This window comes from Echinicola marina (assembly GCF_020463795.1).
Classification (GTDB): Bacteria; Bacteroidota; Bacteroidia; order Cytophagales; family Cyclobacteriaceae; genus Echinicola; species Echinicola marina.
Map to the genome: position 1 here is coordinate 4,943,418 of NZ_CP080025.1, position 26,901 is coordinate 4,970,318.

Consider the following 26,901-nt stretch of genomic DNA (forward strand, 5'->3'; position numbering starts at 1 on the left):
CAAAAATTACCGCTCAATAAACTAGTATTGATTTGTCCGCAACATCACCAAGGTACAAGCTTCTACACTTTCTATACCGGCTTCATTTAACTGCTGTATAAACCCTTGATTTTCAGAACCCGGATTAAAAATCACTCTCTTGGGTGTCAAGGATATAATATAATCAGCCCATTCTTCCTGATGCAATGGATTGATATACATGGTCACAGTATCCACCCCTTCAATAGGCGGCTTACTGGACAGTTCAATAATTTCTTCACCACTAACCTGCCCTTTATGGATACTCATTGGCACGATAGGATGTCCGTATTCTTTTAACATTTGAGCGGCCAAAAAAGCATACCTCCCAGGCTTATCTGTAGCTCCAATAATAACTGTTTTCTTACTAGCCATATTTTTCCATTAATTTCTCAGCACAACGTTCACCATCCATAGCAGCAGAAACAATGCCGCCTGCATATCCTGCCCCTTCACCGCAAGGAAACAAACCTCTAATGACGGGATGTTCAAAACTCTCCTTTTCCCTAGGTATCCTAACCGGAGAAGAAGTCCTGCTTTCCACTCCGATAATCTGGGCCTCATTGGTAAGGTACCCTTTCATTTTTTTCCCAAATCCCTTGAATGCATTCCTGAGCCTATCCGCTACAAAACCGGGCAACACCTCCTGTCCCATATCTACAGACCTAAGACCTGGCTGATAAGAAGTTTCCAATAAGGAATTACTATTTTTTCCATTTACAAAATCCACCAAACGCTGGGCTGGCGCAACCTGTGTTTCACCTCCGGCCCTCCAAGCGGCTTTCTCTACATCAGCCTGAAACATCATTGCGGCCAAGTTTCCATACTGATGGTAGCTTGGAATATCCTCCAACTCTACAGCTGCCACAATACCTGAATTGGCAAATTGACTATCCCTTCGGCTTGGGCTCATACCATTCACCACAAGCTCTCCTGGAGAAGTAGCCGCTGGAACAATAAATCCCCCTGGGCACATACAAAATGAAAACACCCCTCTTTGTTTGCCATCATACATGGTTTGCTCCACCAATGCATAAGAAGAAGCAGGTAAATAGGCTCCTCTATCTCCCGAGCAGTGGTACTGTATTTTATCTATCAACTCTTGACTGTGCTCCACCCTTACACCGAGGGCAAACGGTTTAGCTTCAATCAAAATTGATTTTTTCTGTAATAAAAGAAAAATATCCCTGGCTGAATGCCCAGTTGCAAGGACCACACCCAGACCGAGGATTTTTTCTCCTTCTTCCGTGACAACCCCTTTCATTTCCTTGCCCTCTAGGATAAAGTCGGTCACTTTTGTATTGAACAGGATTTCTCCACCTGCATCTAAAATGCTTTGTCTTAATTCAGCTACCAGTTTTGGGAGTTTATTGGTACCAATATGAGGATGGGCATCCACCAAGATGTCCTCTCGAGCACCATGGGCAACCAAAATCTCCAACACCCGCCTGACATCTCCCCTTTTCTTGGATCGGGTGTAGAGCTTCCCATCTGAATAGGTCCCTGCCCCTCCTTCACCAAAACAGTAATTCGATTCTGGATTTACGATATGATCTTTATTGATAGCTGCAAGATCTCTTCTTCTGGTCCTAACATCCTTTCCTCGCTCTATTACGATGGCCCTTGCGCCCAATTCAATACACCTCAGGGCCGCAAAAAGACCTGCCGGACCAGCTCCCACGATGATCACAGGCTCTGAATTGGAAACATTCTTATAATCCTTATCAGCAGTAATCCTCGGGCTCGGATCCTCATTGATAAATACTTCAGAACTTACATTGATCTTTACATGCTTACCCCTTGCATCAATGGATCGCTTGGCCTGACGTATAACTATGCGGTCACTCGTTCCTTGTATTCCAAGAGACTTTTTTACTTCCAATTCAAATTTTTCTGAATCAAAAGCCACTTCAGGACTGAGCCTAAGTTGTATTTCTTTTTTCATAGTAAGGTATCTATCCTTAAATCTTATCTAATTTTTTCTTAAGCATATCGGTCTTTCACACCAAACCTACTCTTCTTCTCCAAACACTTCCTTCATCACCCAGCCTTTTCCCCACTCTTCCTTTTCCTTTTCTGACCAAAGTTCAGGATAAAATATCACCTTTTGAAACCTAGGAGGAAGGTACTTTTGCCAGTTAGTGCCTCCAGTTGCAGCAATATCTGCAGGAGCTTTATGAAGGTACTTTACAGCTGATTTATAATGTGCCAATGGCCAAAACACATTGGCTTTAAGGTCATAAGTCCGCATCAATTCGGTCAATTCTTCATCTATGTCTGGGCAATGCTGATAGACTTTCCAAAGGTTAATCTTTCTGTATTTGATAATCAATTCCTTTAATTCTTTTCCATATTTTTCATCAAAGGTCTTTAAAGTCAATGTTTGTTCTCCCGTTGCCAATTCCTTTGCACCAAACTGCCAGTAAAGCAAATCAAATAAACTGTCCACACTGGTCAAATTGATATCCATATAATCTTCCCTATCCTCCAAATTCACCAAGTATTGGATTTCTGTGGACATGATTTCTATGATTCTATACTGGGCACTCTGGAATCCACTGGAAGGCAAAAGCGACATCCTAAATTTCAAAAATTGCTCCCTTTCCATCCCTTTCCACATTACCGAAAAAGAAGAAATCAACTGGTCAAAATACATGATCACCCTATTGAGTCGCTCCTTTATGAATTTTGCTTTGCTGACTTTTTGTTCAGAAATCTGCTCCAATTCCCATATGATCAAATTGAAATAAAGCTCTGTGATCTGGTGGTAAATGATAAAAATCCTTTCATCCTTGAAGGAGGTTTTGGGCTGTTGCAGGGTCAACAGGGTATCTAAGTTGATATAATCCCAGTATGTCAAATAATCAGCATATAAAAGCCCCTCTAGATAAGAAAGCATATCCTGCCCAGATGCTTTGTACTTTTCATTCAATAACTGGATTTTTTCAATGATCTCCTGGGATGGCTGCTCCTTGCTCATAGCTATATATTTAGGGAGGTAATTTAGTTTTTTATAAAACTTCTTGCTTAATTATAGGAGACAATTAAGAATCTATAATTATATATCAAAGTGCAAAAATCAGTCTAAAAACCCAATAAAGCAACTGAATATGTCGTCAATATCCCCTAATAACCCATCTCATAGACAGGATCCTTTCGAAGGCGTGGACTTTTATGCTTTGGATGAATTACTCAGTGAGGAGCACTTGCTCATCCGGCAGTCAATCAGGGACTTTGTCAAAAAAGAAATCTCCCCTTTTATAGAGGATTGGGCACAAAACTGTCATTTTCCAGAAAGCATTGTCAGAAAATTCGGAGCTGTAGGTGCTTTTGGTCCTCAGATACCAACCCAATATGGAGGTGGTGGATTGGATGATATTTCCTATGGACTGATCATGCAAGAAATCGAGCGGGGAGACTCTGGCATGCGGTCGACTGTTTCTGTTCAAGGTTCTTTGGTAATGCATCCCATCTTTGCTTTTGGCTCGGAAGAACAAAAACAAAAGTTTCTTCCCAAACTCGCCAGTGGTGAGCTTTTGGGCTGCTTTGGTCTGACGGAGCCAGATCATGGTTCCAACCCTGCAGGAATGAAAACCCAATTTAAAGACATGGGGGATCACCTTTTATTGAATGGAGCAAAAATGTGGATTTCCAATTCACCAAAGGCCGACATGGCTATTGTTTGGGCAAAGGATGAATCCAACAGGATCCATGGATTAATTGTGGAAAGAGGAATGGAAGGATTTAGCACGCCAGAAACCCATCATAAGTGGTCTTTACGTGCAAGCTGCACAGGGGAATTGGTATTTGACAATGTGAAGGTACCTAAAGCCAACCTACTTCCCGGAAAATCAGGTTTGGGGGCTCCATTACAATGCTTGGATGCCGCCCGTTATGGCATAGCTTGGGGAGCAATCGGTGCAGCCATGGACTGCTATGATGCCGCCAGAAGATATGCAAAGGAAAGGGTCCAGTTTGACAAACCCATTGGCTCTTTTCAGTTGGTACAAAAAAAGCTGGCTGAAATGCTCACTGAAATCACCAAAGCCCAGCTTTTGGCCTGGAGACTAGGCAAACTTAAAAATGAAGGCAAAGCTACTACAGCCCAAATTTCCCTGGCAAAAAGAAACAATGTAGCTATGGCGCTGGATATTGCCCGAGAGGCCAGACAAATACATGGAGGAATGGGAATCACGGGTGAATACCCAATTATGAGACATATGATGAACCTGGAATCCGTAATCACCTATGAGGGGACCCATGATATTCATCTTCTTATCCTTGGGCAGGAAATTACGGGCATTCAGGCATTCAAGTGAGGCTTTTGGTCAGTCTATACGGCTTTTAATTACGATGGTCCTGGTTGGGGTTCTTGGATCATTACTGAAAATGGTGATCATTTTATGGTCGATACCTAACCTTCCTTTAGGATCAAAGGTGAATACCAGTTCAGTTTGATCGCCTGGTCCCAAATCCATTGTAGGCAAATCATACACCATGCATTCACAGTTAGTGACCACCTTCCTGATATTAAGTGCTTGCCTGCCTGTGTTGGTTATTTTAATGCTTTTGGACACGACATTTTTACTAGATATTCTTCCAAGATCAATATTTACTTCAGCAAGTGCCAAATGTGGCACCTCATTTATCTCTGATTTTAAAACAGGGGCAAAATACTCATGCACGGTAGTCAACAACCTCAAATCTATTCCTTCGTTGTTATTCGATTCGATATTAAAAGTCACTGTTTCATCAAAATATCCCAGGTCATCTTTAAGCTCACCATCATACTGAATGGCCAAAAGCCCCCTTGATTTTGCTGGCACTATGGCTGGTACCATATTGATTTTAATATGCTTGGGCAAGTTCATTTCATTTTGGTCCAGGGTAATTGGAAGGTCTTTGAAATTATAGAAATCTACATATTTGATTTTTGGTTCATTGGTAAAAACATTCCCCATATTGATAGAGCTAAACCTAAAACCCAAATCACCGATTTTATAATCATAATAGGAAGCCACATTTGCTGGATAAGGAATGTTGTTCCCTGCAATCATCAAGGTATCTCCTGAGGGGTTAATATTGGTCCTTACCAGGACTTTTTTTTCAAACTTTCCTCCAAAACTGGTAGGCTGATAGGCCACTTTTATGGCACCAATATCATCTTGAAAAAGTGTATCAGCAATGAAATCAACCGTTGTACATCCACAATCTGTCAATACATCTTCTATGATAATAGGAGCTTCCCCATTATTGACCATATAGAAAGTAGTATTGACCTGACCATGTTCCTCCATCACTGCCCCCAATTCAGCATGGTTTCTTTCCCATAACAAAGGATTAGGGGCAAGTCCCTGAGCATTAACAACAAAAGTCAAACAAAGAAAAAACAATAAGGTAATTAACGTCAATTCAATATTTCTCATAGTTACAAATAACGGCAAAATTCAAGCGAATTCTGTCTTTATTTCTTTAATTTGCGTTAAAAATTTGACTGATGGCAAGAGTATTAACAGGAATTCAAAGTTCAGGGCGACCACATTTGGGCAATATCCTTGGAGCTATAGTTCCGGCAATAGAACTTACAAAAAAAGAAGATAACGAATCCTTCATTTTTATAGCTGATTTCCATTCCCTAACCACCATTAAGGATGGTGAAAAAAGAAAAGAAAATGTCCATGCAGTCGCAGCTGCTTGGCTGGCCTTTGGACTGGATATAAGCAAGACGGTTTTTTACAGACAATCCCGAATTCCGGAAATAACCGAATTGACCTGGTACCTTAGCTGCTTCACTCCTTACCCTATGCTGGCCAATGCCCACAGTTTCAAGGATAAATCAGACAAACTTTCTGATGTCAATGCTGGTTTGTTTACATACCCTGTTTTGATGGCTGCAGATATTTTGATGTTCGATGCGGACATTGTTCCAGTAGGAAAAGATCAGATGCAACACCTGGAAATGACGCGTGACATTGCCGCTACATTTAATGCACGGCTGGAAGAAGAAATCCTCATTCTACCTGAAGCACGGATCAATGAAGATGTAATGATCATTCCTGGCACTGATGGACAGAAAATGAGCAAATCTTATAATAATTTTATTGATATATTCCTTCCTCCAAAACAATTAAAGAAAAACATTTATAGTATCGTAACGGACAGTACTCCTCTTGAAGAGCCAAAGAACCCGGACACCTGTAATGTATTTAAATTGTTCAGTCTTGTGGCAAACAAGGAACAAACCGAGGATTTAAGACAACAGTATCTTGGTGGAAATTTTGGATATGGACATGCTAAAAAAGCATTACTTGATCTGATCACTGAAAAATATGCAAAGGAAAGAGAAACCTTTGACTATTATATGAACAATCTGGATGAACTGGACAGTAAACTAGCTGAGGGTGAAGCTAAAGCCAAAGAAATAGCTCAAAACACACTCACAAAAGTTAAAAAGAAATTGGGCTTTTCATGATCAAAAACGATCAATACAAACAAAAACACCCCGGATTAACTGGGGTGTTTTTGTTTGTATAAAATTTAATCCAGGAAAACTATCTTGATCTCCATAAATCCTTCATGGCCACTCCATTGATTTGCATCACAAAGCGTGTTGGATTAGGGACGATAATAATCCTTACATCCTGACCATCAAACTGTTCAGATTCAATCGGCACTCCCTCTTTTCCCTTTACCTCATAAGAAACTATACCTCTGGCATCTGGAAGCATGGGAATATACTTATTGGCCAAATAGGCAGATGGCAACAAAATATCAGTATCGGAATCCAGCTTGTCATAAATTTTTTCTAACTCCCCTTCTAGGGCATCGCCAAATTCCTCGTTGAAATCATCTTCTAAATCATGCATCTCCTCTTCGATATCATCGTAATTGTCATCTGCATAAGTTAATTTACTCAACTCGATTCTTTTCTCTACAATAGCGGTTAGGTCTTTATCTAACTTATCTAAGTCCATTATTTTTTGTTGATTTTGAATTTAAATATGAAGGTAGATAATCCCTAAGGAGTTTCCAAAAAGAGATTACAGCGCAAGGATGCTTTCTGCCCTATCAATCCTTTTTTTGTCCTTCCTATTATGCTCTTTATTTTAAAAGTGAAGACAGTTACCATTCATTCTATTAATGAAGTGGTCAAAACAAAAATAAAAAAAGTCTGGCATGATTTTACATAACAATCAGTAAAATCTTCAAGCCCAAAACTCAAGCAACTTGGCATGAAAACCATGCAGATAATCTATCTACATAGAATATCAGTCCATTTAAAATGGATATATTTGTTTAAGTCCATAAGCAAGTATAAACCCAAAACATGATAACCTATGGAAACTGACTTTCTTCCCCTAAACGGCACAGACCACGTCGAACTTTATGTAGGCAATGCCAAACAAGCTGCTTTGTACTATCAGTATGCTTTCGGCTATGACTTAGTGGCCTATGCTGGGCCTGAAACAGGAATTAGAGATAGGGCTTCCTATGTATTGAGTCAGGGAAAAATACGGATCGTCCTCAGCAGCGCCCTCAATGAATTTCACCCCATTTCAGCTCATGTAAAAAAGCACGGAGATGGTGTAAAAGTTTTGGCGCTATGGGTAGATGATGCTGAAAAATCCTGGCGGGAAACCACCTCCCGTGGAGCAACATCCTTTGAGGAGCCCCAAACCCTAAAGGATGAAAATGGCTCGGTAAAAACAGCCTCTATCCATACTTATGGAGAAACCATCCATACTTTTGTGGAAAGAAAAAACTATCGTGGACCTTTTCTTCCTGGATATATCAGTAAAAGCAGCAACTTCAAATCTACTTCTGTGGGCTTCAAATATATAGACCACTGTGTAGGTAATGTTGGCTGGGGCGAAATGAACAAATGGGTAGAGTTTTATAAAAAAGTAATGGGATTTAGTTTACTGCTTACCTTTGACGATAAGGACATCTCTACAGAATATTCTGCCCTCATGTCAAAAGTCGTATCCAACGGAAATGGCTATATCAAATTCCCCATTAATGAACCTGCGGAGGGCAAGAAAAAATCACAAATCGAAGAATATTTGGATTTTTATAATAGTCCTGGAGTCCAGCATATCGCCATTGCCACGGATGATATCATCCAAACCGTAGGAGAACTCCGCAAAAGAGGCGTGGAATTTCTAGAGGTCCCCGAAGCCTACTACCAAGAAATGCCTGCTAGAGTAGGCCAAATAGATGAAGCTATTCAATCATTGAAAGACCTTAACATATTGGTGGACAGAGACAATGAAGGTTATCTCTTACAAATCTTCACCAAACCAGTACAGGACAGACCAACTCTATTCTATGAAATCATCCAACGGAAGGGTGCCCAATCATTTGGTAAGGGCAATTTCAAAGCCCTTTTTGAAGCCATCGAAAGGGAACAAGAATTAAGAGGAAACCTATAGGCCAATATTAATAGCATAAAAATGTAAATTCCCTGACTTTTTATGCTAAAGCTTTCTACACAAGTGGCAATAATGGCTTTTATCATTAAATTTGATTTTCATTTTAAGTTTTTTACAAAATCATGACAGACGCATCCATAAAAATCAAAGCCCAAAGCTGGCTTGAGAGTAACATTGACCAAGAAACAAAAAATCAAATCCTAGCATTATTAAATGCGGAAGATCAATCAGAACTCATCGATTCATTTTATAAGGATTTAGAATTTGGGACAGGTGGATTGAGAGGCGTAATGGGCGTCGGTTCTAACAGAATGAATGTCTACACAGTAGGTATGGCCACACAAGGCTTGGCCAATTACCTGCTAGCTTGTTTTCCCGGTGAAGAAATAAAAGTAGCCATTACCCATGACTCTAGAATCAATAATACCCTTTTTGCCGATACTACCGCAAATGTGCTAACAGCCAACGGTATAAAAGTGAAGTACTTTAAGGAAATGCGCCCCACTCCCATGCTTTCCTACGCGATCCGTCATTATGGATGTAAAAGCGGGGTAATGATCACCGCTTCTCACAACCCAAAAGAATATAACGGCTATAAAGCATATTGGGAAGATGGAGGCCAAATAGTAGCCCCACATGACAAAAATATTATCACTGAGGTTCAGAAAATCAAATCTATTGATGATGTTAAATGGAACAAAAATGAAAACCTGATCGAATATATTGGTCACGAAATGGACCTTAGTTACCTGAATGATATCAAAAAATTCAGTTTATCTCCCAAAGCCATCCTGAACCAAAGGAATATGCCCATTGTCTTCTCTCCTATCCATGGCGCTTCTGGAAAAATGGTTCCGGCAGCACTCAAGACCTTCGGTTTTGAAAATATCCATGTGGTAAAAGAGCAAGCTGAGCCTGATGGCAACTTTCCCACTGTGGTTTATCCTAATCCTGAAGAGGCTGAAGCGCTCAACCTTTCCCTGAAACTAGGAAAAGAAGTCAATGCAGAACTGGTCCTTGCCTGTGATCCCGATGGAGACAGGTATGCCGCAGCTATCCCTAATGAAAAGGGCGAATTTGAACTGCTGAACGGTAACCAAACAGGCACACTCCTCACCTATTATTTGCTGACCATGTGGAGCAAAAGAGGACATTTTACAGGTGATCAATATATGGTCAATACCATTGTGACCACGGAACTGATCGAAGAAATCTGTAAAGGATTTGGTATACCTTGCTATAGAGTACTTACCGGATTTAAAAATATTGCTGCGGTAATCAGAGAACTGGAAGGCAAAAAAGAATTTATCGGTGGCGGTGAAGAAAGTTATGGATTTTTGGTAGGTGATGCTGTAAGGGACAAAGACGGCGTTTCGGCTTGTGCTACCTTAGCTGAAGTGGTAGCCTATTACAAAGAGCGTGGAATGACATTATTCGACCTATTGGCAGAAATATATCAGGAATATGGATTCTATAAAGAAGCGCTTATCTCCGTAACCAAAAAAGGTAAAGATGGTGCAGAACAAATCCAACAGTTAATGCATGACTTCAGAACCAACAGGCCAGAAACCATCAATGGCATCAAAGTCACCAAGGTCCTAGATGTACTGGAGAGCAAACTCTACAATATTGAAAAAGGCACTACCGAGGAATTAAAACTGGACAAGTCCAATGTAATACAGTTCTACCTAGAAGATGGTAGTAAAATTTCCGCAAGACCTTCCGGTACTGAACCTAAAATCAAATATTATATTTCGGTAAATGAACACCTTCCAAATCGCGATGCTTACAGAGCTGTGGAAGCATCTTTGGTTAAAAAAATAGAAGGTTTGAAAAAATTCTTTGAATAAAGAGGTATAGACCAATAGCTATAAATAGAAAGGCCCAAATATGAGGCCTTTCTTATTTTTCATATATAACATCATATAATACCAATCCTGTAGGCAATGCTTTGCGGCTTATAGGCCCTATTTCCAATTCACCCTTCAGTGCATTTTCTAATTCCTCCAATTTCATCTTTCCTTTCCCCAGATCATAAAGTGCTCCCATCATTATCCTCACCTGATTTCTCAAAAAACCTTTTCCCCGTACACGAAAGCAATAATTGGGTGCACACAATTCCCAAGAACTATCAGGACTCTCTAATTCATCTATTACTGCAAGATCAATAAACCTCTTGAAAATGGTTTCAGGCTTTGGCTTTGTACAAAAGTTTCTGAAATCACGCGTCCCTTCAAACAACTTGGCTCCTTCCCTCATGAGTGCAACATCCAACTTTTCAGGAAAAACAACTGTAAAAGGAGCCGAAAATGGATGAGGCTTGGTTCCATATGAAAAGTAAAACCGGTATTCCTTCTCCACCACATCTTGGATGACATTGAACTGTGGGCCGACTTCCCCAGCCGAAAGCAGTCGAATATCGTCTGGCAAAAAAGTGTTGCAGCTTTTTAATGTCTTTTGAAGATCTTCAATGGGCTCTGCAGAAAAAAGCTCAAAGGCTCCATTGAGGCAAGACACCCCAGTGTCCGTTCTTCCAGAACCCAAAATATTGAATTCCTCTATCCCCAAAGCCCCCTTAAAGGCCCTTTGGAGCATTTCCTGAACGGTTTTTACGCCAGGTTGCTTTTGCCAACCATGGTATCTAAAACCTAAATATTGTACCCGAAATAAATAAGTATAGGGTTTACTTTTCATGAATTAATTCCAAAATTTCTGCTGAGGGATCGAAGGTAATCATTTCCACCACAAAATTGAACTTTACCTTTTCTTCCATAAGCTATCTGTAAAAAATTCATGATCATCCTGAAAGTTATGGATGATCTCAAAGCCACATTCTTCGGCAAGCTGGTTCAATTCTTCCTTATCATACTTTTTGGAAACCTCCGTATGAATGGCTTCCGCTCTTTTAAAGTGAAAAGTTGCTGCTAAAGCATCCACGCGTACTTCTTGATCAGCTAAGCTGACCAAGTAGCTTCGACATTCTCCATTGACAGGATTATACACCGGCCAATGTTTAAATTTGCTCAGGTCAAAATCTCCTCCTAATTCCTTATTAATCCTTGTTAAGATATTAAGGTTAAAGTCTCTGGTAACTCCTTGGCTGTCATCGTAAGCTCCAAGAATTAATTCTGGGTCTTTCTTTAGATCAAACCCTATCAAAGCAAAATCACCCGAACCTAAAGTCGCTGCCATCAACTTTAATATTTCCTTGGCCTCTTCAAGTACAAAATTGCCTATATTTGCTCCCAAGAAGAGTAAAAGAGTCCGCCGCTTATGATCCCAGAGCTGCCCGGCCAAGGCATTTCTATAAATATCTTGAATTGGATGTACTTGAATTCTTTCAAACTTATCCCTTAGACTTTGCTTCAGATGTGCCAAAACATTTCCTGAAATATCTATGGGGTAGTAAGTATAAGCTGCTTTTTCCGACTCCAAATATTCAATCAGGATTTTTGTCTTAAATCCATCACCTGCCCCCAGTTCTACTAAATTAAATTCATGCTGCATCTCCAATATGGGCGCTAAAATAGAGGCGTAATTATGGTGGAGAATTGAAAATTCAGTTCTGGTCAAATAATATTCTGGGAGCTGCATGATTTTTTGAAACAGCTCGTCTCCCCTATGGTCGTAAAAATACTTGGAAAGCAAATATTTGTTGGGTGCAGACAAACCTGATTGGACATCCAAGGCAAATTCACCTTTTTCTTTCAATATAAATTCCATTACCGCTTTCTTATTTTTGACATGGTCTGATTCCCGTAAACTGCCACCTGTACTGCGGGTGAAAGAAGTTCCTGTAGGTCTTTCTTGAATGACCAAGGGAAGTGGCTACAGAAGCTCCCCTAAGCACCATTTGATTGATCATAAATTTGCCATTGTATTCTCCAATAGCTCCCGCGGCTTTCTTATACCCCGGATAAGGTAAATATGCAGAATTGGTCCACTCCCACCTATCACCCCAGTTGAATTTATCCGAAGCAATTTCCCATTCCGCCTCTGTAGGCAGTCGATAACCGGCCCACTCTACATAAGCAGCAGCTTCATAATATGACACATGCGTAACAGGTGCGCTGAGGTCCAATTCCTTTAATCCATCAAGGGTATAGCATCTATACTTTCCATCGATTTCTTCCCAATACAAGGGAAGCGAAATTCTGTTTTCAGCCAGCCATGCCCAAGCATCCGACAACCAATATTCATGATTTTGGTAGCCTCCACTTTTAACAAATTGAAGGTATTCCCCATTGGTGACCAAGTTGGTAGAAATAGAAAATTCTTCCAAATAAACCTGGTGCTTTCCCTGCTCATTGTCGTAACAAAAGCCTTCTCCATCAAACCCTATAGAATACAAACCTTGATTAATTTTTTGCCATCCTCTGTTCTCTTGTGCCGCATACTCTCTGATATTAAGAACAGCAGGACGCATTGGGTTCAGCCAGAGATTATATTTTAAGTCTGTAATCAGGAGTTCCTGGTGCTGCTGTTCATGATTTAAGCCCAATACAATCGTTTCCCTAAGCTCCTCATTTATCGCCTGGGCGAATAGCAACTGCATTTGTTCATCTATATAATCCCGGTAATCAAACACATCCTCTACACTTGGTCGGGTCATCAAACCTCTTTGATTCCTAGATATACGCTCCCCCACAGCATTATAATAACTATTGAAAAAATAACTGAAATCAGGATGAAACTCTTTGTAATCATCCAAATGCTTTTTAAGAACAAACGTTTCGAAAAACCAAGTAGTATGGGCCAAATGCCATTTTGCGGGACTCACATGCTCTGATGCCTGTACCACAAAATCCTCTGTTTCCAAATGTGAACATAGATCAATGGTCCAGTCCCTTACTTGCTTGTATTTTTCATAAGTCATGATCGAGCAATTCAAAAATTAATAATTATATCATTCTATTTATTTTTACTTAAAACCTAAGCTCCCTTCCCTATATGGAAAATAGCATCTCCTGCATTGACCACCGGGGAATTGTTCACACCAACTATATAACCATTTGAGCTACTCTTTACGGCCACCTTTACCTGCCCATAAGGATCTGATATTTTGGCCAATACCTGTCCTTTTTTCACCGCTTCCCCCGCTTTGGCATTGGGAGTAAAGATGCCTGACATTTTTGCCCTTACCCAAGAGCTTTCTTTCATCAATATGCTCTCTCCCTTGTCCACATCATCCTCGATCATTCCCAAATGTAAAAGCACCCTTCTGGTTCCTAAAATAGCCTCTTCTATGGCCAAGTCATCTAGGCGCATCGATTCACCTCCCTCATAGACCAAAATATGCTTTTTTAGTTTATAGGCCTCTTTTCTAAATGATTTATCGATATGACTGGAATTGATCACAAACTTCGCTCCAAACACCTTTGCCAATTCCAATCCCTTGGTATCCTTAAAATCGACCCTGACTTGGGGGTAATTAGATAACATTCTTCCTCCTGTGTGGATATCAATACCATAATCTATATTAGGAATAATCTGATTGGTAATGATATAGGCAATCTGTGAAGCAAGGGAGCCCTTATTACTGCCTGGGAAACTCCTGTTCAGGTCTCGACCATCTGGAAACGTCCTGCTATTGCTCAAAAAACCATAGACATTGACCAAAGGGATGTATATAATGGTCCCTTTCTTGGGTTTAAAAAGCTCTTCTTCCAACATTCTTTTTACAGTTACTATCCCATTCATCTCATCGCCATGGACACCACCACTGATCAAAACAGTCGGTCCATCCTCTTTGGCCCGGTCTATAAAAACAGGTAAGTCGATCAAAGTATGCGTAGGCAGCCTTGCAATGGCTATTTCAATATTGATGGATTGGCCGGGCCTGATTCTGACCCCATTGATTACCATTTCTTTCATAAATTACTTTAATTCATTTTACTGAAGCAGATCACTTTCTTATTGCTTAAAATCTTACTTAATTCGCAGAAGAATAATGGTGGTCCTTCTAATTCAATTAAGAAATACCACAGCTACTTCAACCAATAATCTCCTATGAAGATACAAGAAAACATTTCTTTAAAGCCATATAATACTTTTCAAATTGATAAAAAAGCCAGGTTTTTCACCAAGGTAAACTCCAAAGATGAATTAATAGCAGCCATCGAATTTTCAAAAGTCAAAAACATTCCCTTATTCATCTTGGGAGGAGGAAGCAATATCTTGATCACAAAGGATGTTTTTGCCCTGGTGGTCAAAATTGATATCACCGGCATAGAGGTCACCAAAGAAGATGATGAACATATTTGGGTAAGGGTTGGTGCTGGAGAAGTTTGGCATGAGTTTGTGCTAAAAGCCATTCAAAACCAATGGGCAGGGGTGGAAAACCTATCACTGATCCCAGGAACGGTCGGTGCCTCCCCCATGCAAAACATTGGTGCCTATGGAGTGGAAATCAAAGAGGTTTTTGACCATTTAGAAGCGATTAACAGAGACACCTTAGAATCCGAACTGTTCGATAAGGAAAAGTGCAATTTTGGTTATCGGGAAAGCATCTTCAAAAATAAGGAGAAAGATCACTATGTAATCAGCCATGTAACTTTTAAGCTTTCCAAAAAAACCAATTTTAATATCAGCTATGGTGCCATCAATGAAACTTTATCGAAAATGGGTATCACAAAAGATCAACTGACTATCAAGGCGGTAAGTGATGCGGTAATTTCAATTAGGGAAAGTAAACTTCCTAATCCCAAAGAAATAGGAAATGCCGGTAGCTTCTTTAAAAATCCTACCATCTCTATTGAGCAATATGAAGCATTGAAAAAGCAATACCCTGACATTCCTGGATATACTCAAGAAACTGGAATCAAAGTACCCGCAGCTTGGTTAATAGAGAAATCAGGTTGGAAGGGCAAAACCTTCGGGCCAATAGGAGTACACAAGCACCAACCATTGGTTTTGGTTAATTATGGAGATGGAGATGGGGAAACGATAAAAGCCCTTTCTGAAAAAATCCAAAAGGACATTCAAAAGAAATTCAATATTCTATTAAATCCAGAGGTTAATTTCATTTAAATCAAACTATCCTCAAAGTCTATCTCTTTATCATACTGTTCCGCCTTAACCCCAAACTTCCTTAAAAAATCCACTCCTTCATCTGAAGGCAGGCCTTTATAGTCAGCATAGGAATACATATAGATGACCTTAGCCACCCCCATGGAGTAAATAATCCTCGCACAGGCCAAACATGGGGCTAAAGTAACATATAATGTAGATCCCTCCACAGAGGCATTATTTTTCACGGCATAGAGAATCGCATTTTGTTCAGCGTGTAATGCCAAAGAACAACTTCCCTTGCTGTCCCTGCTACAACCCGCTTCAGGAAATTCCTCATCACAATTATGCGTCCCTGAAGGAGGTCCGTTATAGCCAATAGAGATGATCCGAGTTTCCTTAGTCAGCACCGCTCCAACGTGCTTTTTTATGCAGTGGGACCTTTTGGCCAAATTAACAGCCAGCTCCATAAAAATATCATCAAAATCAGGTCGGGACATCTTACTAATATTTTATATTATATCCGGTATTTTACCAGTAAAGATTAAAAGCAAATTAAAACGATCGATCTGATGAAAGTATCAGCTGCTTCGATCTTCAAACTTCAGTTCTACTTGGCAGTTAGACAGGCTTCCGACCACTTGGGCAAAGAATTTATCGTTACTGGCATCATAGCGGGTAATCAGATTTCATTTTTTAATTCCACAAAAGTAAGAAAGAAATTTTCAGTCACCAGCTAATCACAACTTAATTCTTCTTGGCTTAAATCCGTGCTGCCCCTGGCCTATCTCCTAAAGAATCTATGTGATTCTTGATGTGTTTTATATATAAAAAACTTTTTTTTGTATTTATCATTCATTTTTAATGGTTTTAAATAGATAATAAGAAAATTATGCCATATATTTATTATTCATTTTACTGATAATCAAGCTTTTCACTTTTAATCTGATTGATCATTTTGAAATAATATATTATGAAACTGATAAAAATTTTGATGCTCATCTCTTGTAGTACTTTTACGATTTTTGGCTGCATCTCCAATAAAAAAGTCATTTACATGCAAGATGAGCGTAAAGAAGAATTCGTTTCCAGAAAAGGAGAACAAATGGTCCATAAGATAGAGGACTATTATTTGTTATATAATGATGTCGTAGACATTTCCATCCGAACCACCAGCCCCGAAATAAACATGATCTTTAATGATCCAAATGCTATGGCCCAAAGTAGAATGGCGAGTGGTGGTTTATTGAGCGGCGGTGATGTATTTTTCCTAACCGGCTATTCCATAGATGATAAGGGAATGGTCGAATTACCATTGATTGGGGAAATTTCCCTAGTTGGGTTGACGACCAATGAAGCCAAATTGCATATTGAAGAGAAACTGAAGGAATTTATTGTTGAGGAGGACTTTTTTGTCCGCGTGAGATTAGGCGGAATACGGTACAGTGCATTAGGAGAATTCACCCGGCCTGGAAAATATACGCTTTTACAGAATCGGGTAACCATTTTTGAAGCCATTGCTAATGCTGGAGATTTGACCATTTATGCCAATAGAGACAATGTACATTTGATTCGACAATATCCCGATGGATCCAAAAACCACATTATCAACCTAAACAATAAAGACATCATGGAGTCCGAATTCTATTTCTTAAAGCCAAACGATCTAATCTATGTCGAGCCTATGAAAGTCCGTGAATTGGGAACAGGGACCACATTAATACAAACGTTCCAACTCTTTGTAAGTATTATAACAGTTGGTCTTCTAGTTTACACTGCAACGAATTAAGGCTGACTAATATAAGGCAATCAGCTTTGAGATAGAACGTCCCAAATAGATTCCGTTGTTCAATTTTGCTTTTCAAAACAAGGCTTCAAATAAACTTGATTGGCAGTACACAAAGCCTTATGGTTGCTAATTGTTGAATTCTCATTCATTGATGATAAATGAAATTCAAAAATAATTGAACAACCGCATTCATCTATTAGACTATTCTTCTGTGAATGAAATAAAAATTGGAATGCGCCCTAGTGTTCTGATCTCCATTACCAACATCAATATCTACCATTGACATGTTCCTATTTAACAAATACAGAAATGCACAACAGGACAATGTTTCGGGAAACAAAACCCCCGTAATAAACTGGAAATGTTTCTTGAACACCAACCCTGTCTATGGTGCTGAATCTACCGCTGTCCTCGATCAAAAAGGCAATTTATATTTTGGCTCGCATAGTGGTAATTTTTATTCCCTTGACAACAAAGGCAAGATCAGATGGAGTTTTCTTACCAAAGAGAAGATCTATTCTTCCCCCTTATTATTGGGAGACAGGGTGTATTTTGCTGGAGGGGATGGTTTTTTTTATTGTATTGATCTGGATGGAAACCTTCAATGGCTGATAGACCTATCCAAGCAAAAGGGACGCTTAAAAAACAGTAAAAAATTAAACTCCATCTTACACTTTCCTTTCACTTACGATATTCAAAAAAAGAAAAATATAATATATAAATCCTGGAGCTCCCCTAACTATACGGACGGGAGAATCTTCATCACTGGATTTGGAACAGGATTACATTGTTTTGATGAGGAAGGAAAATCCCTTTGGAAATACGACCTAGGCTTTCCGCGGTACCAACTTTCGGGAGTAGCCATCGACGATAATGACCATATCTTTTGTGCTTCCCGAAGAGGTTTTGCCTATAGCTTCACCAAAGAGGGCGGCCTTAATTGGAAGAAGAAGATCAAGGCATTCTGGGAGCCTTGGGGTAATCCTGTGGTATGCAAAATCCAAAATACGATTTACTTCTTTTTTGCAAAGGGAGAGAAAAAAGGCTGGATAACTGCCTTAGATAATAAAGGAAATTTGAAATGGGAAAAAGAAGCTGGAGCGATTAGAGGTTCATGTGCAGTAAGCAGAGATGGTACACATATCTTCTTATGTGACTTCCAAGGATTCATCTATAAGCTGGATGCTACAAATGGCGAGATTATTCGCTCAAAACAGATCAACAGTGTTAGCAGGGGACTTTGGATTACACCAACACTAGATGGTGATAACAACCTTTTACTTGCTACCAAGGACGGCAAAAGCAGCGGTCGGCTGATTAAATTAAATCAAGACTTAGAAATCATCTGGCAGTTTGAAAACAACAAGATTTTATCCGTTCCAGTCATCAATAAATCCGGAGATATTTATATCGGTAGTTGGGATGGATGCTATTACTCACTTAAAACCATTTGACCATGAAAATCGGAATCTTAACCTTTCATTACTCGATCAATCCCGGCTCGGTAATACAAGCCTATTGTGTATATCATTTGCTAAAAAATGGTTTTCCCAATGCAAAAGTAGAAATCATCAACCTAATCCCCGCCAACAGGGAAAAAATCGAACGTGACTTCTTTAGCAAGAAACCACCTTTTATTAGGCATAGAAAAATAATCCGGTACAATTCAGTCAGGAAATTCATAAAAAACTACCTTCCTTTTTCTGAATTCTGTAACCAAGAAGACCTGACCAAGCAAATTGAATTCATCAATAAGCAAGCTTATGACCTTATCTTCACCGGAAGTGATACAGTTTGGATGCATTCTGACAAATTTGATTACCAACTTCCCAATATTTACTTTTTGCCCAAGGGAATAAAAGCTAAAAAAGCTTCAATTGCAGCTTCAGTCGATCCTTTAAAGGACGATAATGAGTTTTTCAACCATAAGCATATGCTATCCCAAATCTTAAATGAATACAAGATCATCTTGGTAAGAGATAGTGCTACCTTTAACCTATTAAAGAAAATGGGCGTAAAAAAAACAAATCAAATTGCAGACCCCACATTCTTATATGATTTTGAAAAGGACCTTAAATTAGTTATCAACAAAAGCCCTGACATCAAGAAAAAAAACGTACTGATTGGGGTCACTGACAAATATATCGCTCAAAATATCAAAAGCTTACTTAAGGACCATTCTGACCAATACCTGTTCATTCAAAGAAAAAAGAGCCTAAGTCTATTTGACGACCATATTATTGACCAATTAAATGTCTACAGCAAAATAGACATTCTCATTACTGATAGGTTTCATGGATCCATTTTTGCCATGAAGCTCTCAAATACGCTTGTCATCAATATTGAGCGTTATAATAAAAACCCACACCCCAATGGTAAAGGCAGAGACCTATTCACAAGAATAGGAATTCCCGAATACTGTATCCGTCTGGACAGAGACAACCAAGAAGAATTCAGAAAAAATCTCCTTGGGCTGATTGATCATTGGGACAGAAATGCATTCCTAAGAAGGGAAGACTTGCTCAAAGACTTTATACATGCCAACAAAGCTATTTGGCAATCCTCACTCGCACATCTTAGTCAGGAAACCGATTTATTGGAAGAAGTTTAAGCTGCCTTTTATATTCCAAAAGCCAAAATACCAAATCTAATTGCTTAGACCTTTCGGCATAGTTTCAAACTTTCAAATCCATTTCGAACCAATTACAGTTCGCAGGCAATAAATATCAAGGCATTGAATATATTTTACTTTTTTATGTATTTATAATTCATTTTTTAGCGTATAAAACTAGGAATTTTAAGATCAAAAATTTAAATTAAACCTATAATTCCTTAGGGACTTTTCGGTATGAATTCCCTATGGCAAAGCAAGCTTGAATTAAGTATTTACTCAAAACCAACCATCAACCAACTGATTTTCAAATAAATGGTTTTTAACAAAAACTATTATTCATCAGACAGCTGTAAAATGACCAATCATGAAATTAATTCCTAAAAACACATCCGAAGATTATTTGGAAGAAAAGGAGGTTGAGCCTTTCAATATGAAAGACTATTTCCTTAGGTACCTCAAGTATTGGCCCTATTTTTTGGTCTCTGTAGGCGTTGCGCTGGCAGCCGCCTTTATAGCCAATAAGTTTATTGCTCCTCAATATAAAGTAGAAAGTAAATTTCTTATTAAAGAAGACAATCCAAATACTGGCATACTGGATTTGACTGGCTTGGCAACAGGAAGAAGATACTCACCCAACCAGCTTTCCAATGAATCGATTACAATGAAATCCAAACCAATGGCAAGAGGAGCGCTGGAAAGACTCGATTTTGATGTTGAATATTACAGCACAGACCAACAAATACCAATAGAGATATATAAAAATGCCCCTTTTGAGGTGGAAGTGGATTGGGAGCACTCTCAGCTCACTGGGGCATTTATTAACATTACTTGGGTCAATCCAGATAGCTATTTTCTAGAACTCCCCGAAGATATTTACTATAAATATTCTCCAGAAACAGGAAAAACAGCTGAATATCCGAGTCCCTTTTCCAAGATGAAACCCTTTCCTTTCGGAAAATGGTTAGAAGTTCCTGACTTAAGAATTAAGGTTTCACTAAAAGAGGATGATGCATTACCCACCGGTGAATATATCATTAAACTCAAATCGCTGAACAGTCTGGTCAGTCAATATACAGGGGAAAATTTACAAGTCTTCCCCATGGATCCTACCTCATCCATTCTCGGACTTTCACTCATTACCAAAAATTCACAAAAAGGGATTGATTACCTCAATCAACTAATGGACATCTACCTTGAGTATGAACTTGAGGAAAAAAACAGACTGGCCAGCAATACTGTAGATTTCATAGACAACCAAATTGCCGGTGTTTCGGATTCATTAGGATTTATAGAAAACAGGTTACAGAATTTTCGAAGCAGCCATAAAACCTACAATATAGGTTCTGAGGGCAGCGCTATGTTTGACAGGATATCAGAACTGGAAAGTAATCTGGCCCAACAACAATTCAAAAAAGAGTATTATCAAAATCTCCAAGACTACTTGACCAGGGAAAACTATAACGAGATCGTCATGCCCTCCGGTCTTGGAATAGAGGATCCCATTCTCAATACCCTCATTGAAAACCTTATCGCCCTGCAATCTGACAAATCCAGACTTTTGGTCACACTTACAGAGGCCTCTCCTTCGGTAAAGGAAGTCAACAAAAAAATCAGGGATTTAAACGCTTCCATCAGGGAAGTCATCGTCAATGCAGGAAAAAATACAGACCAAATGATCTCAGATCTGCAGAGCAGAATTGTCAAGTTAGAAAACGAATTCAGCAGACTGCCTTTTACAGAACAAAACCTATTGAGAATCCAGCGACAGTTTGCCATCAATGAAAGTATTTATACATTTCTGCTCCAAAGAAGGGCCGAATCAGCCATTTCTTTGGCCTCTAACACCACGACTAATAAGGTAGTGGAATATGCCGGTCCAGGGTCGATCCCCATCACCCTCCCCTACCTAACCAATTATATTCTGGCCCTACTCGCAGGATTGCTGACCCCTTTCACGATCATCACATTGGTTCACTTGTTCAATCAAAATATCAAAGATCTCAAAGAAGCGGAGAAAAAACTTTCAGTGCCTGTCTTAACCCATATAGGCAAAAACAAATACAAGTCTAATCTAGTGGTTTTGAACGAGCCACAGTCAGGCATTACGGAGGCATTTAGGGCGCTAAAAACCAATATCCACTTTATCAGCCCTAAAGAAAAACAGGTAACCATTGCCCTGACATCAAGCATCAGTGGTGAAGGTAAAACTTTCTGTGCCATCAACTTAGCCTCCACCTTTTCACTCAACAACAAAAAAACCATTTTAGTGGGCTGTGATATGCGTAAACCCAAAATATTCGGGGATTTTGAAATCAACAATGATGCCGGTCTCAGCACCTATTTGAGCATGCAGAGCCATGACTTATCAAGTGTCATTCAGTCAACAAAATATGAAAACCTTGACATTCTGGTCGCAGGGCCAATCCCTCCAAACCCCTCGGAACTATTGGTGAGTAACCATTTTGAACTTTTGATCAGAGAGCTTCAGACCAAATATGATGTGGTAATCCTGGACACTCCTCCTATGGGATTGGTCAGCGAAACACTGGAAATCCTCCAGTTGGTGGACCTGACCCTATTTATGATAAGATATAATTATAGCAAGCAACCATTTATCTCAGAGATCAATAAGTTGAAAACCAAAATTGGCCAACCTCATCTTTATGCAGTGTTTAATGATGTGGCTGATAAAGAGCTCACTTATGGTGGATATGGATATGGGTATTATAAAGAAGACCAGAAAAAAAGCTTGATCAATAAGATCATCGGTAAGAGCAGCAGGAATGTAGGCCTATAATACAGGTCAACAATACTGGTTCGCTTCTTTCAATATAATGTGAAATTTCTCACTTCAAGTGGAAAAAATTCTAAGTCACCATCAAAACTCCCTGGGACTGACCGGGCGAAGCTGTGCCTAAATATATAAAGCAACAGAGTACTGTTAATTTCTATTACAATTTGTAATAAAACTTTTAAAATCTAATGAAGAAAAAAATTACTGTTTTATTTCCCAACAAGAAAATCACATTAATGTATTCTTTCTATCCTTTTTGGAATTCCAAGTTTATGAATCATTTTGTTTTCACCAATGACATCGATTGGGTTCTAAGAAAAGATAGAAACGAAGCATTATTAATAGTGGGAAAAATACTTGGCCAAAACAATGTAGAACAGCACATTAAATTGTTCAAGGCCCTTCGTAATAAATACAAGGTCATTTCCTTTTTTGATGACTATGATGGATCAGAATCTCAATTTCTATTTTTATTACCATATCTGGACATATACTATAAAAAGCAACTGTTTTCTGACAGAAATAGATACTTGGATGAATTTTATGGAAGGAGAATCTTTTCTGACTTTTACCATAAGCAGATGGGAGTCATTGAGACTCCTTTACCCAAAGAACTACCCAAATTAGAGGATAAAACCCAGTTAAAAAAAATGAGGGTATCATGGAACCTTGGAATAGGGCAGTATCCAGCTTCTAAAATCAAAGTCTTTTTGGGCAAAAAACTTTACTCCTTCTTTGGGGCAAATGCCATGAGGCATATTCACAGCCAGTTTCCATTCAGCAAAAATGTTCCAAAACCACAATTAGCAAAATGCCAAGCTAGATTTGGTTATAAAGGGTACAGAACCACCGTTGGATATCAAAGAAAGCTTTTTTCCAATATTGTCGATGGGCAGCCTGCTTTTTTAAGTGGATTAATTCCATTAAAAGAATATAACAAAGAAATAAAGAATGTACAGGCAATATTGAGCCCCTTTGGCTGGGGTGAAATATGTTTCCGTGACTTTGAAGCGATTAGGAATGGTGCAGTCATGGTCAAACCAACTATGGATCATATTGAAACTTGGCCAAATATTTACCAGCCCAATAAAACATATGTGCCCATTTCATGGGATGGAAATAATCTGCTCGAAACTGTCAATAAACTTTTAGAAGACTCCAAGAGAATGAATGAAATCCGGGAATATGCATGGGAAGAATTAAAGACTTCCTATGAGCAGGTAGATAGCAGAGTAGAGAAAATTCTTTTAGAAATTCATTCCATGATGTGATTTGACTAGGAACAAAGCACAAAAGCTATGATTACACGCTTCAAATTTTTGATATCATTAATAGAAATGGTCCTCGAAATAGATTATTTGGCAGGGCTCTTTTACATATTGTTTTTTGGGCAGTAAATATTCAGCAAACAATCTCAATTCAATCTCTCAGACAAAGTAGTGTAATCATAAAGTCTGAAAATTATATGTTAAAAGAAATCTAAAATTTTATCAAAATGGACAGAACAAAAAAAGTAAAGAGAATACTAGTAACCGGCGGAGCTGGTTTTTTAGGTTCACATTTATGCAAGAAGCTATTGACGGAAGGACACGAGGTACTTTGTGTAGATAATTTTTTTACTGGTAGAAGACAGAATATACATTCCTTATTAGATAACAAAAACTTTGAACTACTTCGTCACGACATCACTTTTCCGCTTTATGTAGAAGTAGATGAGATTTATAACTTAGCATGTCCTGCCAGCCCTGTACACTATCAGTTTGACCCAGTTCAAACAACCAAAACTTCTGTAGTAGGTGCTATAAATATGTTAGGATTAGCCAAAAGACTCAAAATAAAAATTCTTCAGGCCAGTACATCTGAAGTCTATGGAGATCCGTCCATTCATCCCCAAACAGAGAGTTATTGGGGAAATGTAAACCCCATTGGTCCAAGGGCATGCTATGATGAAGGAAAAAGGTGTGCTGAGACATTGTTTTTCGATTATCATAGACAAAACAATGTAGAAATTAAAGTTGTGAGAATATTCAATACCTATGGACCTCATATGCAATTAAACGATGGCAGGGTAGTCAGTAACTTTATAATGCAGGCCTTAAGGAATGACTCCATTACCATTTTTGGCGACGGATCTCAGACAAGGAGTTTTTGCTATGTGGAAGATATGATAGATGGATTGCATAAAATGATGGAGTCTGATAAAGACTTAACGGGACCGGTTAATATAGGAAACCCGACAGAATTCACTATGCTTGAATTAGCTGAGAAAATCATAAAAATTACGGGAAGTAAAAGTCAGATTGCATTTATGGAATTACCACAAGATGATCCGAAACAGCGTAAACCCGATATTACGATAGCCAAAAAAAATCTGGGATGGACACCAAATATTGACTTGGAATTAGGCCTGACGCGATCAATTGAATACTTTGAAAAGCTAATATTTGACAAAACTGTTAAAAACAATTCCTCCAAGATCAATTATGAAAGGGTCTAGGTCCAAATTACTAAGGGAATAATCAACCAAATTTCACCTCATAATCAATCAGCTATCTTTTTTTAGTGGCTTAATTATACCCAACATTATCTGACAAAGCAGTACGCTAATATCAATAAGTGGAATTTCCAAAATCCTTCCATCCCGCTAGATTTTGGTGAATCCCTAGACTATTTCATTTCTCCATATGAATAAAATCTCTATCCAAAAGAAGTCAAAACAGAACCTTAAACAGTACGGATACCTCAACTCAATCACTGCTATAATAGATCATGTTGGCGTACAATTGACCGGCTTTATCATTAACCCATTCATTGTTCATGGTTTAGGCAATTCACTATATGGTGTTTGGCAAATGTTGACCCAAATGACTGGTTATGCAAATATGGCTGACATCCGGGCAACACAAGTCCTTAAATGGTCAATTTCAAAAAAAAGGGATATTGCCACGGATGAAGAACTTCAAAGTGAGGTAATGACGGCTTTATTCATTACTGCTATCATTGTTCCTTTTATCGTGATCATTGGGGCTATCATTGTCTGGTATGCTCCCTACTTGACCAATATTGAAGAACAATATTTTAATTTAATTAGAATCACTTGTTCTTTGTTAATCCTCATCTTGGTAGTACATAAAATTTTCGACCTATTCGAATCAGTACTAAGAGGGATGAATTTGGGGTTTAAGGGAATGGGAGCACGAGCAGGTGTAATGGCTCTTGGAGGCGCCCTGAAAGTCCTAGCCATCACCCAAGGATACGGGTTGATCGGTTTGGCCGCTGCACAACTATTTACAGTGCTAGCATTAGGCTTAACCTTCGCTTTTATCGTCTACAAAAATGTTCCATGGTTTGGATTTGGAAAAACAAACAACGACAAAATAAAAATCTATGGAAAATTAAGCGGCTGGTTTATGGCCTTGATGCTCACCAAAATGATGTTGGTAAGCAGTGATAAAATCGTTCTGGGATATATCATAGGACCAATATTTGTCACCAAATACACTCTGACATTATTTACCTCATTTGCAATCAAAGGAATTGTTTCAGCCATTACAAATGGCATTATTCCTGGTATAGGAGGGATTTTTGGTAAAGGGGAATTTGAAAAAGTCCAAAATGCCAGAAATATAATCATTACCATTAACTGGATACTGGTCTGTACATTTGGAATATCCGTATTGCTGTTCAATCAATCATTTATAGGACTTTGGGTAGGATCAGAACATTATGCTGGAAACCTCGAAAATCTATTGATCCTGATCATTGCTATACAATACATTTTCTTCCAGATGGACAGTGATATCATTAATCTGTCCCTAAAGCTACAAATCAAGGTCTTGCTTACATTCTTGGCCGCTTCTATTTCAATTTTGTTGGCATTTCTGTTGGTGAAGGACTTTGGCATTCTTGGACTTTGTGCCAGTGTCATATTGGGCCGTTTATTCCTGACTATAGGTTATCCTGTTGTTATCAAAAAACGGATCAAAGACTATAGTCACTTATTTTCCATAAAATCATTAAGGCCCATTATTTCTAGCTTATTCTTGCTTTCATTGGCCTGCTATATGGGACAGTGGGTTCATATAGACAACTGGTATTACCTGATTTTTACAGGAGTCATCACTTTACCTATTGGAACCTTGTTCATTTGGTGGCTGGGCATCAGTCCTGATAACAGGAAAAATGTCCTAGAAGTAATATCAAAGATTAAATTCTTCAAAACAAACTAGTCATTTCAACAAAGTGG

At 38.8% G+C, this 26,901-nt stretch carries 23 protein-coding genes; 13 read left to right on the forward strand and 10 right to left on the reverse strand.

Annotation, left to right across the window (positions count from 1 at the left end; genetic code table 11):
* Positions 1–21: 21 nt before the first annotated feature.
* From KZP23_RS20160 to KZP23_RS20170, 3 genes are all read right to left on the reverse strand, one after another.
* Positions 22–393: a CoA-binding protein gene (locus KZP23_RS20160; RefSeq protein WP_226333589.1), complete on the reverse strand. Its 372-nt coding sequence runs from the start codon at positions 391–393 to the stop codon at positions 22–24.
* On the reverse strand, positions 386–1,963 hold the full coding sequence (locus KZP23_RS20165; protein WP_226333590.1) for an NAD(P)/FAD-dependent oxidoreductase: 1,578 nt from the start codon (positions 1,961–1,963) through the stop codon (positions 386–388). Before KZP23_RS20165 ends, KZP23_RS20160 begins: the two co-directional genes overlap by 8 nt.
* A 66-nt stretch (positions 1,964–2,029) precedes the next feature.
* Positions 2,030–2,998, reverse strand: a complete 969-nt coding sequence (locus KZP23_RS20170; protein ID WP_226333591.1) for a tryptophan 2,3-dioxygenase family protein — start codon at positions 2,996–2,998, stop codon at positions 2,030–2,032.
* 130 nt (positions 2,999–3,128) lie between these two features.
* Here KZP23_RS20170 and KZP23_RS20175 point away from each other — a divergent pair, with 130 nt between their 5' ends.
* On the forward strand, positions 3,129–4,337 hold the full coding sequence (locus tag KZP23_RS20175) for an acyl-CoA dehydrogenase family protein (protein ID WP_226333592.1): 1,209 nt from the start codon (positions 3,129–3,131) through the stop codon (positions 4,335–4,337).
* Between the two features lie 9 nt (positions 4,338–4,346).
* Here the strand turns inward: KZP23_RS20175 and KZP23_RS20180 are convergent, their stop codons facing one another.
* Positions 4,347–5,444 carry a DUF1573 domain-containing protein gene (locus tag KZP23_RS20180; RefSeq protein ID WP_226333593.1) on the reverse strand — a complete coding sequence of 366 codons (1,098 nt, stop codon included), beginning with the start codon at positions 5,442–5,444 and terminating at the stop codon, positions 4,347–4,349.
* Positions 5,445–5,515: 71 nt separating this feature from the next.
* On the opposite strand from KZP23_RS20180, the gene trpS reads away from it, so the two are divergent.
* Positions 5,516–6,490, forward strand: coding sequence for a tryptophan--tRNA ligase (gene trpS, locus KZP23_RS20185; RefSeq protein ID WP_226333595.1), 975 nt, complete (start codon positions 5,516–5,518; stop codon positions 6,488–6,490).
* Positions 6,491–6,569: 79 nt separating this feature from the next.
* Here the strand turns inward: trpS and KZP23_RS20190 are convergent, their stop codons facing one another.
* Positions 6,570–6,992 (reverse strand): hypothetical protein, encoded by a 423-nt coding sequence (locus KZP23_RS20190; RefSeq protein ID WP_226333596.1) that lies wholly within the window; start codon positions 6,990–6,992, stop codon positions 6,570–6,572.
* A 363-nt stretch (positions 6,993–7,355) separates the two neighbouring features.
* On the opposite strand from KZP23_RS20190, the gene hppD reads away from it, so the two are divergent.
* On the forward strand, positions 7,356–8,450 hold the full coding sequence (gene hppD, locus KZP23_RS20195) for a 4-hydroxyphenylpyruvate dioxygenase (protein ID WP_226333598.1): 1,095 nt from the start codon (positions 7,356–7,358) through the stop codon (positions 8,448–8,450).
* A 122-nt stretch (positions 8,451–8,572) separates the two neighbouring features.
* Positions 8,573–10,300, forward strand: coding sequence for a phospho-sugar mutase (locus KZP23_RS20200; protein ID WP_226333599.1), 1,728 nt, complete (start codon positions 8,573–8,575; stop codon positions 10,298–10,300).
* 52 nt (positions 10,301–10,352) lie between these two features.
* Here the strand turns inward: KZP23_RS20200 and KZP23_RS20205 are convergent, their stop codons facing one another.
* From KZP23_RS20205 to KZP23_RS20220, 4 genes are all read right to left on the reverse strand, one after another.
* On the reverse strand, positions 10,353–11,144 hold the full coding sequence (locus KZP23_RS20205; RefSeq protein ID WP_226333600.1) for a tRNA pseudouridine synthase A: 792 nt from the start codon (positions 11,142–11,144) through the stop codon (positions 10,353–10,355).
* Positions 11,145–11,207: 63 nt separating this feature from the next.
* Positions 11,208–12,173: an L-histidine N(alpha)-methyltransferase gene (gene egtD, locus KZP23_RS20210; protein ID WP_226333602.1), complete on the reverse strand. Its 966-nt coding sequence runs from the start codon at positions 12,171–12,173 to the stop codon at positions 11,208–11,210.
* Positions 12,174–12,183: 10 nt separating this feature from the next.
* Positions 12,184–13,326, reverse strand: a complete 1,143-nt coding sequence (gene egtB / locus KZP23_RS20215; RefSeq protein ID WP_226333604.1) for an ergothioneine biosynthesis protein EgtB — start codon at positions 13,324–13,326, stop codon at positions 12,184–12,186.
* Positions 13,327–13,382: 56 nt separating this feature from the next.
* Positions 13,383–14,324, reverse strand: coding sequence for a succinylglutamate desuccinylase/aspartoacylase family protein (locus tag KZP23_RS20220; RefSeq protein ID WP_226333605.1), 942 nt, complete (start codon positions 14,322–14,324; stop codon positions 13,383–13,385).
* Between the two features lie 135 nt (positions 14,325–14,459).
* On the opposite strand from KZP23_RS20220, the gene murB reads away from it, so the two are divergent.
* Positions 14,460–15,479 (forward strand): UDP-N-acetylmuramate dehydrogenase, encoded by a 1,020-nt coding sequence (gene murB, locus KZP23_RS20225; RefSeq protein ID WP_226333608.1) that lies wholly within the window; start codon positions 14,460–14,462, stop codon positions 15,477–15,479.
* On the opposite strand, the gene KZP23_RS20230 is transcribed toward murB, so the two are convergent.
* On the reverse strand, positions 15,476–15,958 hold the full coding sequence (locus KZP23_RS20230) for a deoxycytidylate deaminase (RefSeq protein ID WP_226333612.1): 483 nt from the start codon (positions 15,956–15,958) through the stop codon (positions 15,476–15,478). The genes murB and KZP23_RS20230 overlap by 4 nt on opposite strands.
* Before the next feature lie 72 nt (positions 15,959–16,030).
* Between KZP23_RS20230 and KZP23_RS20235 the strand changes: the two genes are divergently transcribed.
* The 8 genes from KZP23_RS20235 to KZP23_RS20270 all read left to right on the forward strand — a co-directional run bounded on the left by KZP23_RS20235 (position 16,031) and on the right by KZP23_RS20270 (position 26,884).
* Complete coding sequence (locus KZP23_RS20235; protein WP_226333613.1) at positions 16,031–16,198, forward strand: hypothetical protein; 168 nt, start codon at positions 16,031–16,033, stop codon at positions 16,196–16,198.
* A gap of 233 nt (positions 16,199–16,431) precedes the next feature.
* Positions 16,432–17,247 (forward strand): polysaccharide biosynthesis/export family protein, encoded by an 816-nt coding sequence (locus tag KZP23_RS20240; protein WP_317198018.1) that lies wholly within the window; start codon positions 16,432–16,434, stop codon positions 17,245–17,247.
* Positions 17,248–17,531: 284 nt separating this feature from the next.
* Positions 17,532–18,701 (forward strand): outer membrane protein assembly factor BamB family protein, encoded by a 1,170-nt coding sequence (locus tag KZP23_RS20245; protein ID WP_226333614.1) that lies wholly within the window; start codon positions 17,532–17,534, stop codon positions 18,699–18,701.
* 2 nt (positions 18,702–18,703) lie between these two features.
* Positions 18,704–19,858, forward strand: a complete 1,155-nt coding sequence (locus KZP23_RS20250; protein WP_226333616.1) for a polysaccharide pyruvyl transferase family protein — start codon at positions 18,704–18,706, stop codon at positions 19,856–19,858.
* 367 nt (positions 19,859–20,225) lie between these two features.
* Positions 20,226–22,658, forward strand: coding sequence for a GumC family protein (locus tag KZP23_RS20255; RefSeq protein WP_226333617.1), 2,433 nt, complete (start codon positions 20,226–20,228; stop codon positions 22,656–22,658).
* A 185-nt stretch (positions 22,659–22,843) separates the two neighbouring features.
* Positions 22,844–23,926: a glycosyltransferase gene (locus tag KZP23_RS20260; RefSeq protein ID WP_226333619.1), complete on the forward strand. Its 1,083-nt coding sequence runs from the start codon at positions 22,844–22,846 to the stop codon at positions 23,924–23,926.
* 224 nt (positions 23,927–24,150) lie between these two features.
* Positions 24,151–25,152 (forward strand): UDP-glucuronic acid decarboxylase family protein, encoded by a 1,002-nt coding sequence (locus KZP23_RS20265; protein WP_226333623.1) that lies wholly within the window; start codon positions 24,151–24,153, stop codon positions 25,150–25,152.
* A 187-nt stretch (positions 25,153–25,339) separates the two neighbouring features.
* Entirely contained in the window at positions 25,340–26,884 is a 1,545-nt protein-coding gene (locus KZP23_RS20270; protein WP_226333625.1) for a lipopolysaccharide biosynthesis protein, read from the forward strand.
* The last annotated feature ends 17 nt before the right edge of the window (positions 26,885–26,901 follow it).

Coding starts and splice junctions, on each gene's coding strand:
- KZP23_RS20245 (WP_226333614.1), top strand. CDS start 17,532: ATGTTCCTATTTAACAAATACAGAAATGCACAACAGGACAATGTTTCG.
- egtD (WP_226333602.1), bottom strand. CDS start 12,173: ATGGAATTTATATTGAAAGAAAAAGGTGAATTTGCCTTGGATGTCCAA.
- KZP23_RS20165 (WP_226333590.1), bottom strand. CDS start 1,963: ATGAAAAAAGAAATACAACTTAGGCTCAGTCCTGAAGTGGCTTTTGAT.
- murB (WP_226333608.1), top strand. CDS start 14,460: ATGAAGATACAAGAAAACATTTCTTTAAAGCCATATAATACTTTTCAA.
- KZP23_RS20160 (WP_226333589.1), bottom strand. CDS start 393: ATGGCTAGTAAGAAAACAGTTATTATTGGAGCTACAGATAAGCCTGGG.
- KZP23_RS20235 (WP_226333613.1), top strand. CDS start 16,031: ATGAAAGTATCAGCTGCTTCGATCTTCAAACTTCAGTTCTACTTGGCA.
- KZP23_RS20270 (WP_226333625.1), top strand. CDS start 25,340: ATGAATAAAATCTCTATCCAAAAGAAGTCAAAACAGAACCTTAAACAG.
- hppD (WP_226333598.1), top strand. CDS start 7,356: ATGGAAACTGACTTTCTTCCCCTAAACGGCACAGACCACGTCGAACTT.
- KZP23_RS20190 (WP_226333596.1), bottom strand. CDS start 6,992: ATGGACTTAGATAAGTTAGATAAAGACCTAACCGCTATTGTAGAGAAA.
- KZP23_RS20250 (WP_226333616.1), top strand. CDS start 18,704: ATGAAAATCGGAATCTTAACCTTTCATTACTCGATCAATCCCGGCTCG.
- KZP23_RS20170 (WP_226333591.1), bottom strand. CDS start 2,998: ATGAGCAAGGAGCAGCCATCCCAGGAGATCATTGAAAAAATCCAGTTA.
- KZP23_RS20230 (WP_226333612.1), bottom strand. CDS start 15,958: ATGTCCCGACCTGATTTTGATGATATTTTTATGGAGCTGGCTGTTAAT.
- KZP23_RS20265 (WP_226333623.1), top strand. CDS start 24,151: ATGGACAGAACAAAAAAAGTAAAGAGAATACTAGTAACCGGCGGAGCT.
- KZP23_RS20175 (WP_226333592.1), top strand. CDS start 3,129: ATGTCGTCAATATCCCCTAATAACCCATCTCATAGACAGGATCCTTTC.
- egtB (WP_226333604.1), bottom strand. CDS start 13,326: ATGACTTATGAAAAATACAAGCAAGTAAGGGACTGGACCATTGATCTA.
- KZP23_RS20205 (WP_226333600.1), bottom strand. CDS start 11,144: ATGAAAAGTAAACCCTATACTTATTTATTTCGGGTACAATATTTAGGT.
- KZP23_RS20255 (WP_226333617.1), top strand. CDS start 20,226: ATGAAATTAATTCCTAAAAACACATCCGAAGATTATTTGGAAGAAAAG.
- trpS (WP_226333595.1), top strand. CDS start 5,516: ATGGCAAGAGTATTAACAGGAATTCAAAGTTCAGGGCGACCACATTTG.
- KZP23_RS20240 (WP_317198018.1), top strand. CDS start 16,432: ATGAAACTGATAAAAATTTTGATGCTCATCTCTTGTAGTACTTTTACG.
- KZP23_RS20260 (WP_226333619.1), top strand. CDS start 22,844: ATGAAGAAAAAAATTACTGTTTTATTTCCCAACAAGAAAATCACATTA.
- KZP23_RS20220 (WP_226333605.1), bottom strand. CDS start 14,324: ATGAAAGAAATGGTAATCAATGGGGTCAGAATCAGGCCCGGCCAATCC.
- KZP23_RS20200 (WP_226333599.1), top strand. CDS start 8,573: ATGACAGACGCATCCATAAAAATCAAAGCCCAAAGCTGGCTTGAGAGT.
- KZP23_RS20180 (WP_226333593.1), bottom strand. CDS start 5,444: ATGAGAAATATTGAATTGACGTTAATTACCTTATTGTTTTTTCTTTGT.